Here is a 13857-nt window from a genome sequence, read left to right as displayed (position 1 = left end):
GTGTTTAAAAACACTCGGATTTTGCCATCTTATAAAGATCGGTCAACCGATCAATAAACTGCTAAATGATCGGCATTCGCCCTAGGCTGCTTTTTTAATAGGATTATCGCGTGTAACAATGGGCCAACTCTGTTGGCTTTAAAGGTATACATGCCCTTAAACTAATATGAGTATATCCATAAAGTAACACGGGTATAGCCTAAAACAGCTGTGATAGATTTGAGCTAAGCTGCTTTCGGCTACATGATCAATGTGTGGTTAGCACTTGCTGCTAATGAACGATAAATAACGCTTGTTTGTTTTGCTTTGATATTCCAATGTTGCCAATACAGTGGAACTTGCATCTTTTTTTCTGGAAATATTTCGATAAGTTGACCCGTTTCGAGTAAGTCTTGCGCTTGCAAATGGCCAACTAATCCATAACCTAGGCCCATTTTAATCGCTTCTAAAAAGCTCTCAGAGGAGGGGATTTTATGTTCTCTCCAGCTGTTATCACTAATCCCGAAATAAAAATTCAAAAATTTGTCGTGAAGCTTATCTTTAGTTGAGAAGACGACCGCTGGCGCTAAGGCTATGTCTTCTATGGGGGAGTCGGATGTAAAATATTGGCTTGCAAACTCGGGTGTCGCAACACACAAATACTCCATGTTACCCAGAAACTCACTGCTACAGCCTGATAACGCAATTTGAGACGTGGTTACGCAGCCAACGGCTTCACCATTTTTTAACAGGTGGTGGGTGTAAGCTTCATCATCAATGATGAGTTCTAATAACCATTTATGGCGTTTAAATACCTCAGCTAATGCTGGTAGAAACCAAGTCGCTAAGCTATCTGCGTTTACAGCAATTTTTACGATGGTCGGTAAGGAGGGATCATCTACATCCATTTCTGAGCGCAGCTCACTTTCAAGTAGCTGTACTTGTGCATAATGTCTGAGTAACCTTTTTCCTGTTTCAGTTGCACGCACAGGATTTGTTCTTACCAATAACGACTGTCCGACCTTATCCTCAAGCTGTTTAATTCTTTGAGAAACCGCTGATTGGCTAATGAATAGATGCTTCGCCGCTTTATCAAACCCCCCTTGAGATACAACTATCGAAAGTGCTTTAAGGTGTGCGTAATCAAACATAGTTTGCTGCCTCTGCTTTAGTATCGCTTGCAGTATAAGTTTTACTTATACCTGATTAATATTAGTAGTTGTACTTATTTTTAAAGGCGAACTATTCTTGCGGCTTATTAATTTAGGTCGTTTTGAGGCAGTTATGCAAACAGCATTTATACAAGGTATGGGAATTGGCGGTAGCTTAATAATGGCTGTGGGCGCGCAAAATGCTTTTGTTTTAAAACAAGGCCTTAAACGTTCTCATTCGTTACCTATCGCTGCAATTTGCTCATTTATTGATGCGGTTATGATCACTGCTGGTGTTGCAGGTTTAGGTCACTTAATTCTAGCGTTTCCATTGATTAAAGATATCGCAAGCTTTGGTGGTGCTATTTTTTTATTGTTTTATGGCTTTGCCGCCTTAAAGTCCTCTTTTAACGATAACCGTATGGAGAATGATGAGGAACATGCTGCTGATAGCCTTAAAAAAGCCGTATTTACAACGTTAGCCATTAGCTTATTAAATCCTCATCTGTATTTAGATACAGTGGTGTTACTAGGCAGTATTAGTGTGCAGTTTGAAGGGACAGAAAAGCAGTGGTTTGGTGCTGGTGCTGTTTTGGCTTCTTTTGTGTGGTTTTTTAGCTTGAGTTTAGGCGCTAAATATTTAAGCCCTGTCTTTAAAAAGCCTAAAGCCTGGTGTTACCTAGACCGTTTTATCTGTATTACCATGTGGTCGATTGCTGGCGCATTAATCTATCCCTATATTGTTTAGTATCTAAGATACTATCTGAAGTAGAACCTTAGAAAGTACCCGATATCGTCCCGGAAAAAAAGGAGCCTAAAGGCTCCTTTTTTTGATGGCAGAAATATCCAAAAATTTAACGCCGTGAGTTAATGACTCTTTAAATGAGCGAGTACAACTTCATGATGATCTTTGGTTTTAAACTTATTAAATACATGTGCCACTTTACCGTCCTGACCAATTAAGAAGCTTAAACGGTGTATGCCGTCATAGATCTTACCCATAAACTTCTTTTCTCCCCACACGCCAAAGGCATCGGCAATGGCATGATCTTCGTCGCTCAGTAGTGAAAAGTTAAGCGATTGCTTATCGGAGAACTTAGCCAGTTTGGCCACGGGATCAGGACTTAATCCAAATACCGTTACCGAGAGGTTTTCAAGCGCTTGTTGACTGTCTCTTAAACCACAGGCCTGCACTGTGCAACCGGGAGTAGAGGCCTTTGGATAGAAATATACAAGCACTGGGCCGGTTTTTAGCGCTTCAGCTAAGCTAACGGTTTCGTCTTTTTGGTTTTGTAGGTTAAAAAGTGGCGCTGTATCGCCAGCGGTTAAGGTTTTCATATTTTTATCCATTATCAATATTAACTTTCAACACCTTGCATACGTTCAATAGTGCACTCTAGGGTTAATTCTGCTGCTAGTTCATTTATGCTAACTTCGAGTTTATCTAAGTCGACTTTTTCTGGCACATTAACGGTGAGGTTAATATTTTGAGTGGGTTTGCCTGTCGCATCTTCTTCCGCATGGGATTTAACCGCAGCCAAATCGAGTGATCTATCTGCTAAGAATTGAGTGATTCTTTTCATTGTTCCACGTTGGTCATGGCCACTAAAGTTGACCTCTAAACGAGAAATGTAGTTTTGTGGAGTATGTTTTGAAGTACGCTTCATTACTGTTAATAACTCAAGTTCAACACTTAAGCTTGGTAATGTGGTTTCCATCTTGGTAATTGACGGCCACGAACCTGAAAGCATCATAATTAAGGTAAATTCATTACCAAACAGTGCCATGCGACTATCAACGATATCGCAGTCACACTCACTCGCGAGTCGTGCAAACTTACTCACAATACCTGAGCGATCGGCCCCCATTGCAGTAACGACCAAGTGATTGGACATTTCATACCCCATATTATTATTGTTTAGTCTGAAAAATAGACAATTGAATGACAGATTTTTCTCGTGGTCAGTAATGCTATCACAAGTTAATCAGTTTGCGATCCTTGTCATTGTGATCCTTTCACTTATTTAATATGTTTCAAGTTGATGATGAATATGCTTAAGTCTTGCGTAGTAGAGCTTGTTTTTAGTGGATTGCATCAGTACCATAGCCAGTCCTGAACCCTTGGGGAATACACATGATATACGGAAGCATCGTTGCCTTAATCACACCAATGAACAGTGATGGCACAGTAGATTATAAGAGTCTTGAAAGTTTAGTTGAGTACCATATCGCCCAAGGTACAGATGCCATCGTTGCCGTTGGCACCACTGGTGAGTCGGCAACACTACCAGCAAAAGAACATATTGCCGTTGTCGAGCAAACGGTAAAATTTGCTGCAGGTCGACTACCGATTATTGGTGGCAATGGCGCTAACGCAACGGCAGAAGCTATTGAGTTAACTAAAGGCCTCTCAAATACTGGTGTGGCTGCAATGCTAGGTGTCACACCTTATTATAACAAGCCAACACCAAAAGGGCTTATAGCACACTATACCGCTGTTGCAGCGAGTACCGATGTGCCACAAATTCTATATAACGTTCCTGGACGCACCGCTGTTGATATGCTGCCAGAAACGGTGGCTGAACTTGTGAGTGTCAAAAATATTATCGGTGTTAAAGAAGCCACCGGCGATCTATCTCGCGTTAAAGAATTACGCCGTTTATGTGGCGATGATTTTATGCTGTATAGTGGCGATGACGCGACAGCAAGAGAATTTTTAACTCTCGGCGGTAATGGCGTTATTTCTGTTGCGAACAATATTGTTCCAAAACAGTTTAAAGCTATGTGTGACGCTGCGTTAGTGGGTAATCTTCCTGCTGCATTAGCTGCTGAAGAGTCGATTAAAGCGTTGTTTAGCGCTTTGTTCTGCGAAGCCAATCCTATTCCCATAAAGTGGGCCGCACACCGAATGGGACTAATTAGTCAAGGTGATATTCGTTTACCTTTAACTGAACTTTCTACAGAGTTTCATGGTCTGTTGCTAGAAGCGATGAAAAATGCCCGAATCGAGGTTGAATAATAAATGCTAAAGCAAATATCTCCACTTATTTTAGTTGCAGCTGTTACTGCATGTAGTACACCCATTGACAGAAGACAGGCTAATGACATAGATCAGAACTATCAAGATCTCGTCGTAGCGCCTGAATTAGTGATCCCAGCGGGGTTGAATAAGCCAACTTACAGTAAGGAATATAATATTCCTGATGTAGGTAGTAAGGTTGACCAAAATGCCGTTGGCACTCAGCTTGATATTCGACCGCCACTACAAGTGTTACCAATGGCAGAGGGGACGCGTGTAGAAGAGGGCGATGACAATATTAAAATTGTTATTGAGTCGATTGATAATGATATTGATTTAAAGCAAGAGATATTTGATGTTTTAAAAGAATACTTTGCGAGTAAATCTATTCCATTACGTAGTGAAAACTATGAGCTAGGAACCATTGAGACTGATTGGATCGAAAGCTCGCAAGTGATTGAGTCGAGTTTCTGGGGTAGCGATAAAGTTTATAGTCTAAAGCAGCGTTATTTGTATAAGGTCGATGTTCGTCCTCATGGCCGTAGCGGTAATTTAACGATTGAGCTAATAGAACATGAAGAAAGCTATGATGGCGATCGACAGGATATTTTATTAAGTGGTGAAGATAAGCGCCGTTATACTATTGATAGATTGAATGATTCAATTAGTTATATCAGTATCGAACGTGCTAAAGCACTTAAAGCTAAACGCTTGAAGCAAAGCCTGGGTATTGATGTAAACCTTATAGCTGATGCTGAAGAACAAGCTTATTGGTTAGCTGATGCTAAGTATAAACGTACCTGGGATCGCTTACGTATTGTGTTACCTGAAATGGGCTTTGAAATTGTCGATATGGACAGTAACAAAGGTCTACTTTATATCAATATAACGGATGATTCTGGTTTTTGGAGTTCGTTATGGAGCGAAAAAGAGCTACCGCTTGAAGCGGGTTCATATCGTATAGAGCTTAAAGATGGCATTGATGATAAGACAGAGATCCACCTGTTGAATGCTAAAAATGAGCCGCTTTCTAACGAGGTTGTTACTGCAGTCTATGAAGGCTTCTCAGAATTGATGCAAGAAGACCGTAAAGTACGCTAGTCACAATAACTAAAATGAAAAGGAGCCTCTTGGCTCCTTTTTTGTTGACCGTTAAAAAATGAATGTCACCCAAATGTATTATTTGTAAGAAAAAGTAAAACGTATTGAAGCAAAGTTATGACTAGGTAAACTAACGGCAATTGAAAAATATAGTTTGCTAAGGCTGTCATGAAAAAAATAATAATAATAATTGGTGCATTGTTGCTCTTAGGCACATATTTCTATCTGCAACAACCTCCGGCAGAACAAGTCACAAAATCTCGACCTATACCAAATGTAGTTGTTACGAAAGCAGCGATACAACCGATACGCGACGAGGTTGAAGCCCTTGGTACGAGTAAGGCAAACGAGTCGATTACTGTGACCCCCAAGGTCACAGATGTGGTGACAAAAGTTAATTTTAATGATGGCGATCTAGTCCAGAAGGGACGTTTACTGATCCAACTTCAAGACAGTGAACAGCTTGCGCGTGTTACCGTTGCAAAAGTGAAAGTTAAAGATCACCAACGTGAACTTGAACGCATTCGCACCTTAGTCACCAGTCAAACAATTGCAGAACTTGAACGAGACAGGTTGCAAACGTTAATCGATACCGCTAAAGCTGAGCTGGCCCAGGCGCAATCGGCCCTAGGTGATCGCAGTATCAGGGCACCTTTCTCTGGTGCGTTAGGTTTGCGCCAGGTCAGTGTCGGAGCTCTAGTCTCACCAGGTAATCCCATTACCACTTTGGATGACATCTCAGTTATAAAGTTGGACTTTTCTGTGCCAGAGCGCTTTTTACAAGCATTGGCTCTAGGCAAAAAAGTTGAAGCAACGGCTGTAGCATTTGACGGAGAAGTGTTTGTAGGAAAAGTGGTGTCAATTGATAGCCGTATTAATCCGAAAACTCGTGCGGTAATCGTTCGTGCCGAGATCCCCAATCTAGATCAACGATTACTTCCTGGCATGTTGATGAAAGTGAAGCTTATCAAGACAAGCCGGGAAGCACTTATATTACCTGAGTCAGCGATAATACCCATTCAAGATAGGCACTATGTCTATGTGGTCAATGACGAGGGCATTGTTGAGCAAAAGCAAGTTACGCTTGGACTACGTAAGCGTGGTTGGGTAGAAATTATTAATGGTGTCGTCCTTGATGAGCAAGTTGTGATCCGGGGGTTGCTAAAAGTGCGCCCAGGAGATCACGTCAAAGTGACCTTTAGCGAACGTTTTAGTTTTCTAAAGCAGGCTAATGTGGAGCCCGTAGCATGATCTTAACTGATATCTCGGTTAAGCGACCGGTCTTCGCTTCAGTTATTAGTATTTTACTGATTGTTTTTGGCTTAGTGGCATTTGACAAGTTGCCGTTAAGAGAATACCCAAATATTGACCCTCCAGTGGTCTCAATTCAAACCAACTATCGCGGCGCCAGTGCGGCAGTAGTTGAGAGTCGAATTACTCAGCTCATTGAAGATAGGATTAGCGGTGTTGAAGGCATTAAACATATTAGCTCCTCGAGCAGCGATGGGCGCTCGAATGTTACATTAGAGTTTGATGTTGGGCGAGATATTGAAGCTGCAGCCAACGATGTACGAGACCGAGTATCAGGTCTTCTGAATAATTTACCTGAAGAAGCTGATCCACCAGAAGTGCAAAAAGCGAACGGTGGCGATGAAGTGATAATGTGGCTCAATCTCGTGTCAGATCAGATGACTACGTTACAGCTAACCGATTATGCCAGACGCTATTTAATCGACCGTTTCTCGGTGATCGACGGGGTCGCGAATATGCGACTTGGTGGTGGCAAGGTTTACGCCATGCGTGTGTGGATCGATAGACAAGCCTTAGCTGCAAGAAACTTAACTGTTGCCGATATTGAGTCAGCACTTCGCTCGGAAAACGTAGAATTACCTGCGGGCAGCGTAGAGTCAAAAGAGCGCCATTTTACTGTAAGGTTGGAGCGAAGCTTTAAAACATCTGATGATTTCGCCAATTTAGTGTTAGCTGAGGGGGAAGATGGCTACCTGATTAAACTGGGTGATGTTGCAAAAGTTGAAATAGGTTCTGAAGAGGAGCGTATCACTTTTAGAGGCAATCGCGAGGCCATGATTGGTCTTGGCGTGTCAAAGCAATCAACGGCTAACACATTGGATGTCGCCCGCGCGGCGAATAAATTAGTCGATCAAATTAACCCAACCCTACCAGCAGGTATGGAGATAAAACGCTCATACGATAGCTCAGTCTTTATTGAAGCGTCGGTTAAAGAGGTTTATCAAACCCTGTTTATTGCCATGTTTTTAGTCATCGTGGTGATTTATCTGTTCCTTGGTAGTGTGCGCGCTATGCTTATTCCTGCGTTAACTGTGCCGGTGTCTTTAATGGCGACATTTATCGTACTGTTTGCACTGGGCTATACGATTAACCTGTTAACCTTGCTAGCGATGATCTTAGCAATTGGTATGGTGGTTGATGATGCAATTGTGGTACTTGAGAACATTCACAGGCGAATAGAAGAGGGAGATTCACCGCTAAAAGCAGCTTACCTTGGTGCCCGTGAAGTGGCATTTGCGGTTGTGGCGACCACATTAGTTTTGGTTGCGGTATTTATGCCAATCACCTTTTTAGAGGGAGATTTGGGTAAACTATTTAAAGAGTTTGCGGTTGCCATGAGTGCAGCGGTCATTTTCTCAAGCATTGTGGCATTAACGTTAAGCCCAATGATGTGTTCTAAGGTGCTAAAACCCTCTGGGCAGGACTCTTGGTTAGTTCGGAAAATTGACTCGGGAATGGACAGCCTCTCTAGTCACTATCGAATGATTTTAGTCAAGGCGATGAAGCACCCATTTTTGGTGTCATCATTGATCCTAGTTGCACTCGTGAGTAGCGCATTTTTGGCGAAAGAAGTGCCGCAAGAATTTGCGCCAAGAGAAGATAGAGGTTCAATGTTCTTGATTGTCAATGGACCGCAAGGGGCCAGTTTTGAATATATTGAATCTTATATGGATGAGATTGAAAATCGCTTAATGCCATTAGTTGAAGCTGGAGAGATTAAACGTTTGCTTATCCGTGCGCCAAGGGGGTTTGGTCGCAGCGCTAATTTCTCTAATGGTATGGCTATTATTGTACTTGAAGATTGGGCCGTTAGGCGCAGCGCATTTGAAATCATAGGTGATATCAGAGGGCGACTGTCAGATTTAGCAGGCGTACGTGCATTTCCTGTAATGAGGCAAGCCTTTGGCCGTGGTGTCGGTAAGCCTGTGCAGTTTGTATTAGGTGGACCAAGCTATGAAGAGTTGGCGAGATGGCGAGATATTATTATTGAGAAAGCCAAGGAAAACCCTAACCTTGTTGGCTTAGATCATGACTACAACGAGACTAAACCACAACTTAGAGTAGTGATCGATAAAGACAGAGCATCAGATCTTGGAGTATCCATCTCTCATATAGGGCGCACGTTAGAGTCGATGTTAGGGTCTCGTTTAGTCACGACGTTTATGAGAGATGGTGAAGAGTACGATGTGATTATTGAGGGTAATCGAGATAATCAAAATACGGCTAACGATCTTGAAAATATTTACGTTCGATCAGAGCGTAGTAAAGAGCTTATTCCGTTATCTAATTTAGTGCATGTCGAAGAGTTCGCCGATGCAAGTCAGCTAAACCGTTACAATCGTATGCGTGCGATTACGATTGAAGCGAATTTGGCTGATGGCTATAGCTTAGGCGAAGCGCTAGATTATTTAAATGGCTTAACTTATGAGTACCTACCTGCTGAAGCGATAGTGAGTTACAAGGGGCAGTCATTAGATTATCAAGACTCGGGTAACTCGATGTATTTCGTATTCATTTTGGCTCTTGGCATTGTGTTTCTAGTGTTAGCGGCACAGTTTGAAAGCTATGTTCACCCGTTGGTGATTATGCTCACGGTACCACTGGCCACGCTGGGGGCACTAATAGGACTCTGGGTAACGGATCAAAGCCTGAATATTTACAGCCAGATAGGCATTATCATGTTGGTGGGCTTGGCCGCTAAAAATGGTATTTTGATTGTCGAATTTGCTAACCAACTCAGAGATAAAGGCATTGAGTTTCAGCAATCAATAATTCAAGCATCGAGCCAACGATTGAGACCTATTTTAATGACGGGGATCACCACCGCCGCGGGGGCTGTGCCGTTAGTGCTTTCAGAGGGCGCAGGAGCTGAAACACGCTTTGTTATTGGCGTCGTAGTGTTATCGGGCATTACACTGGCAACCTTCTTTACATTGTTTGTGATCCCTGTGGCTTACTCGTTATTAGCGAAGAATACGGGCTCACCTGAGCTGATTGCTAAGCAGTTGGAAAAAGAGCTCGCAGAGTAGTTCATTTTCTTCTACTGATTGCTAGAAATAAAAAAGGCGCTTTAAGCGCCTTTTTTGTTTTCCAAATAGTTAAGTATATTACCTAGCTACTTTTTGTCAGAGTCAGCTTGCTGGTCCTGATCATCTTTGTCAGCCACATTTTTCTCTTTAGTGGTTTTCTTATGATGATCTTTACCAAATTGAGACATTTTGAATTTGGCGCTATATTTCAAAACCGCTAAATTACTGGCGATAATACCAACAACTAATAAAATGAGTAATCCAACTTCAAGATTTGACATAACGCTTATCGCCTTATCAATTAGTCAACAGCAAGTCTAGCTTCACAAATACGGATATCTTCAGGGGTATCGACCTCTGGTGAATCAAACGCACTGATTGCAACTTTAATTTTGTAACCATACTCAAGCGCACGAAGTTGTTCTAATTTCTCCAAATCTTCTAAACGGCCCAGAGGGAGTTTAGCAAAGGTCTGGATAAACTTGCGGGTATAAGCGTAAACACCAAGGTGCTTATAAACCGGGTAATCGGTCGTATCACGGCCATAAGGAATGCGGGCACGTGAGAAATATAAGGCGTTAAAATTGTTATCGAAAACCATTTTAACATGGTTAGGATCGTTGAGCTGTTCGTCATCGCTGATCTCATAACCTAAGGTTGCCATGTCGAACTCACCTGGATGACGTTCAAATAGGCTAATGATCTGCTCAATAGAGATAGGATCAATTAACGGTTGATCACCTTGTAAGTTAATCACAAGATCATCATCGGCAAGACCGAGTTGTGTAATTGCATCGTCGATACGGTCTGTACCTGATGCGGCATCTGCACCTGTCATAACAACTTTGCCGCCAAAACCTTCAACGGCATCTTTAATGCGATCGTCGTCAGTTGCAACATAGATGTCTTTAAGCCCTTTTGCTAAAGCAGCGCGCTCGTATACATGCTGGATCATTGGTTTGCCATTGATTGGTGCCAATGGTTTGCCAGGGAAACGGCTAGAGCCGTAACGAGCAGGGATTAATAAGGTTACATTCATTCAATTTACCTACTTAGAAAAAGTATCATGGGCTTCCATTTGAAGCCCATTCTTGCTTACGCGAGAGTTTAGATACGACGGAATAACTTAGTTAGCATTTCGTCGGTGACTTTCTCTTCCCAGCCTTCACCGTAAACATTATCCCAAAGTGGGCCCATGCTCTTAGTGACGGCAACCATCTTAGCGATAGTTTCGTCAGGAAGATCTTTACAGATGTTCTTAGGCAGAACGATATTGTGTTTATCCATCATCTGACGGAATTCAGCAACGCCTTCTGGGTAGAACTCCTCAAGTACATCAAATGCTAAGCAATTACCGATCCCGTGATGGTAGCCTAATACATAGCCTAGACCATAAGAAACAGCATGACACGCACCAACCTGGCTATAAGCGATACTCATACCGCCCATATAGGATGCCATCATTAGTTTGTCATCTTTCTCTTCATGATCGTCTATGAAGACTTCACGGCAAAGATCCATCGATTTTTCGGCAAATGCTTTTGCAAATTCATTTAGATAGGTGCCTTCGAGTGACTCGACACAGTGGATATAACAATCCATACCCGTGTAGAACCATTGGTTCGTTGGTACACCTGCAATCAGCTCAGAATCCATAATGATCTGATCAAATACTGTGTAATCTGAGTTTAAGCCAAGCTTTCGCACAGGACCACATAGTACAGCGGTACGTGACGCTTCTGCACCCGTACCTGATACGGTTGGAATACCGATATGGTGAATAGCTGGGTTCTTAATAAGATCCCAACCTTGGTATTCAGCACTGCCACCCGGGTTGGTTAGCATAAGTGATACAGCCTTTGCGAGGTCCAGAGTCGAACCGCCGCCTAAGCCAACTACGCTAACAGGAAGTTTACTGTTAAACGCTTGAACTTGCTCGGTGAGTGCATCAACTTGTTTTGTCGTGGGTTCATCATCCACATTGACATAAATAACCAAGTCATGTGCTTTAGCTGGAACACGATCACTTAGTGACTTTGATTGATGAACGTCATCAACCAAAAACACTACAAAATCGTCCTCTACTTGGCGCTCTTCAGCTAAAACTTGATCGAGCTGTGCAAATGAACCGCGACCAAAAATCATTTTTGGTACACATTTGAAGTTCTTAAAACTCATTACGACATTCTCCGTTGGGGCCATTAAATTAAAATGTGCTATCGCGCCATAATTGTATGACGCGACGGATACGTGTGGTTAATTAAGCAAAAGCGCGTTTAATGTTTTCTATACGCTGCTTAATTTCTTCTTCCGTCCATGAAAGTTTGATAAGCATTGAAATTGTGCGGCTCATGATGGCATCAGACTTAGGCACAGACACCTTAGTATAATCGGGTCTGTCTTCAATAAGTGTTATCGGAAGCGCAGAAGGTGACTTAAGTTCTTGGATATGTTTCCAGTTTGACAGATAGTGCCAGTTGTTTACATACCAGTAGAAACAACCATCGACGCCATTTTCGGCTAACTTTTTGTTGATTTCGATGGTGCGTGCTTCAGTAGGCATAAAGAAGGTTAAAAATCCTGCTGAATCACCGTCTGCATCAGGGATTTCTCGGAAGGTGACTTCAGGAATTGCTGACATGGCGTCTTTAATGAGCTTTTTGTTGCTGCGCTGGATTTCAATAATTTTGTCTAGTTTGCGCAATTGAGCTAAGCCCATTGCCGAGTTCATTTCTGAAATACGGAAGTTAAGCCCCATAATTGGGTGACCTTCCGCGCCGCGGTCATTGCCTACATGATCATGACCATGATCTGAGAACATATGTGCATGGTTGTAGATAGTTTCGTTATTGGTGATCACTGCGCCACCTTCACCACAGGTGATGGTTTTAACTGAATCGAATGAGTAACAGCCAACATCACCAATAGTGCCGAGCGCCTGACCTTTATAACTACCGCCGATAGCTTGACAAGCATCCTCAAGAATAATCAGGTTATGCTTAGCACATACGGCTTTAATTTCATCCATTTTAGCCATAGAGCCACACATATGGACTAGGTTAATGGCCTTTGTTTTAGGCGTAATGGCTGCTTCGATACCTTCTGGTGATAGACAAAGCGTTTCATCGATTTCAGCAAATATCGGTACAGCTCCTGCCATGAATACCGCTTCTACAGAGGCTACGAAGGTGAAAGGTGGCACAATGACTTCGTCACCAGCGCCAATGCCTGCGGCTGCCATTGCGGTTTGCAGTGCAGCAGTACCACTGGAAACAAGGTGTGCATGCTTAGCATTCATTTTTTCGCACAGTAGTGCTTCCATCTCACGGGTTTTCCAGCGGTCGTTGCGCATATGATCAAAGTTATAACGGAAGGTAAAGCCATTCTCCATTACATCCGCGACTTCTTGTTTCTCTTCAGGACCAAATAATTCAAAACCAGGCATGGATATTTCCTTAGCATTCACTGCGCAAAATTGCGCTAAAAATAAATAATCGATTATAACTGTGATGGGCAACAAACTGCGAGAATTCTTACTCTTTTTCTCATATTTTGTAAAAATTTAGTAACGATTGCTAAAAAAAAAGGCTACCTCAGCAAAATGCTTGAGATAACCTTGATGTTGGTGTTTAGAAACTAAACGTTTCTAACGTTATTCACTCGTCGTGTCTTTATTAACCGTTACATCTAAATCTGATAGTAAACCGTTCTCTACGCTGTAGATCCAACCATGAATGGCCACATCTTGGCCTCGTGCCCAAGCATCCTGAACAATTGTGGTACTGGTGACGTTTGCAACCTGTTCAATGACATTGAGCTCACACAAACGATCGAATCGCTTATCTTCATCCATGTTTTCAAGATCGCGTTTATGTAATCTGTGTATGTCTCGAATATGCCCGAGCCAATTATCGATGAGACCTAAGCGCTCAGTGCTCATTGATGCTTTTATACCGCCACAACCATAATGACCAACAACCATAATGTGTTTTACTTTAAGCACTTCAACAGCATATTGCAGCACAGATAAACAGTTCAAATCTGTGTGAATAACCATGTTGGCGATATTGCGATGAACAAATACTTCACCAGGCATTAAATCGATTATCTGATTTGAGGGTACACGGCTGTCGGAGCAACCAATCCAAAGATACTCAGGATTTTGCTGCTTAGCGAGCTGCTCAAAAAATTTTGGATCTTCTTTTAAGATCCGCCCAGCCCAGCGTCGATTATTATCAAAAAGTGGTTTTAGTAGTTTCATTAGATC

General features: G+C 42.3%; 13 protein-coding genes. 5 read left to right on the top strand and 8 right to left on the bottom strand.

The genetic code is table 11. The features are described from left to right. Window positions 1-239: 239 nt before the first annotated feature. Complete coding sequence (locus ACVBIK_RS04490; RefSeq protein WP_447159142.1) at window positions 240-1130, bottom strand: LysR family transcriptional regulator ArgP; 891 nt, start codon at window positions 1128-1130, stop codon at window positions 240-242. A 133-nt stretch (window positions 1131-1263) separates the two neighbouring features. Here ACVBIK_RS04490 and ACVBIK_RS04485 point away from each other — a divergent pair, with 133 nt between their 5' ends. Continuing rightward, complete coding sequence (locus ACVBIK_RS04485; protein WP_447159143.1) at window positions 1264-1878, top strand: LysE/ArgO family amino acid transporter; 615 nt, start codon at window positions 1264-1266, stop codon at window positions 1876-1878. Window positions 1879-1997: 119 nt separating this feature from the next. On the opposite strand, the gene bcp is transcribed toward ACVBIK_RS04485, so the two are convergent. Together bcp and ACVBIK_RS04475 are read right to left on the bottom strand one after the other, a co-directional pair. Continuing rightward, window positions 1998-2468, bottom strand: coding sequence for a thioredoxin-dependent thiol peroxidase (bcp, locus tag ACVBIK_RS04480; RefSeq protein WP_447159144.1), 471 nt, complete (start codon window positions 2466-2468; stop codon window positions 1998-2000). Window positions 2469-2488: 20 nt separating this feature from the next. Then, a complete protein-coding gene (locus ACVBIK_RS04475; RefSeq protein WP_447159145.1) occupies window positions 2489-3025 on the bottom strand; it encodes a glycine cleavage system protein R in 537 nt (178 codons plus the stop codon). Window positions 3026-3264: 239 nt separating this feature from the next. On the opposite strand from ACVBIK_RS04475, the gene dapA reads away from it, so the two are divergent. The 4 genes from dapA (at window position 3265) to ACVBIK_RS04455 (ending at window position 9590) form a co-directional block, all read left to right on the top strand. Continuing rightward, window positions 3265-4149 (top strand): 4-hydroxy-tetrahydrodipicolinate synthase, encoded by an 885-nt coding sequence (dapA, locus tag ACVBIK_RS04470; protein WP_447169188.1) that lies wholly within the window; start codon window positions 3265-3267, stop codon window positions 4147-4149. A 3-nt stretch (window positions 4150-4152) separates the two neighbouring features. Continuing rightward, window positions 4153-5250 (top strand): outer membrane protein assembly factor BamC, encoded by a 1098-nt coding sequence (bamC, locus tag ACVBIK_RS04465; RefSeq protein ID WP_447159147.1) that lies wholly within the window; start codon window positions 4153-4155, stop codon window positions 5248-5250. Window positions 5251-5418: 168 nt separating this feature from the next. Then, entirely contained in the window at window positions 5419-6501 is a 1083-nt protein-coding gene (locus ACVBIK_RS04460; RefSeq protein ID WP_447159148.1) for an efflux RND transporter periplasmic adaptor subunit, read from the top strand. After that, window positions 6498-9590: an efflux RND transporter permease subunit gene (locus ACVBIK_RS04455; protein ID WP_447169187.1), complete on the top strand. Its 3093-nt coding sequence runs from the start codon at window positions 6498-6500 to the stop codon at window positions 9588-9590. The genes ACVBIK_RS04460 and ACVBIK_RS04455 overlap by 4 nt, the downstream gene beginning before the upstream one ends. A gap of 86 nt (window positions 9591-9676) precedes the next feature. On the opposite strand, the gene ACVBIK_RS04450 is transcribed toward ACVBIK_RS04455, so the two are convergent. The 5 genes from ACVBIK_RS04450 to can all read right to left on the bottom strand — a co-directional run bounded on the left by ACVBIK_RS04450 (window position 9677) and on the right by can (window position 13851). Beyond that, window positions 9677-9871 carry a DUF2897 family protein gene (locus tag ACVBIK_RS04450; RefSeq protein WP_447159150.1) on the bottom strand — a complete coding sequence of 65 codons (195 nt, stop codon included), beginning with the start codon at window positions 9869-9871 and terminating at the stop codon, window positions 9677-9679. Window positions 9872-9891: 20 nt separating this feature from the next. Beyond that, the gene (kdsB, locus tag ACVBIK_RS04445; protein WP_447159151.1) at window positions 9892-10629 is read right to left on the bottom strand and encodes an 8-amino-3,8-dideoxy-manno-octulosonate cytidylyltransferase KdsB; all 738 of its coding nucleotides are present in this window, start codon (window positions 10627-10629) and stop codon (window positions 9892-9894) included. A gap of 68 nt (window positions 10630-10697) precedes the next feature. Beyond that, complete coding sequence (gene kdnB, locus ACVBIK_RS04440; RefSeq protein WP_447169186.1) at window positions 10698-11768, bottom strand: 3-deoxy-alpha-D-manno-octulosonate 8-oxidase KdnB; 1071 nt, start codon at window positions 11766-11768, stop codon at window positions 10698-10700. Between the two features lie 82 nt (window positions 11769-11850). Continuing rightward, complete coding sequence (gene kdnA / locus ACVBIK_RS04435) at window positions 11851-13035, bottom strand: 8-amino-3,8-dideoxy-alpha-D-manno-octulosonate transaminase KdnA (protein WP_447159153.1); 1185 nt, start codon at window positions 13033-13035, stop codon at window positions 11851-11853. Between the two features lie 207 nt (window positions 13036-13242). Further along, the gene (gene can / locus ACVBIK_RS04430; RefSeq protein ID WP_447159154.1) at window positions 13243-13851 is read right to left on the bottom strand and encodes a carbonate dehydratase; all 609 of its coding nucleotides are present in this window, start codon (window positions 13849-13851) and stop codon (window positions 13243-13245) included. Window positions 13852-13857: the final 6 nt, after the last annotated feature.

The organism is Shewanella sp. 125m-1 (assembly GCF_052977065.1).
The sequence above is the reverse complement of the archived record's forward strand: the minus strand, read 5'-3'. Positions and strand labels throughout refer to the sequence as shown.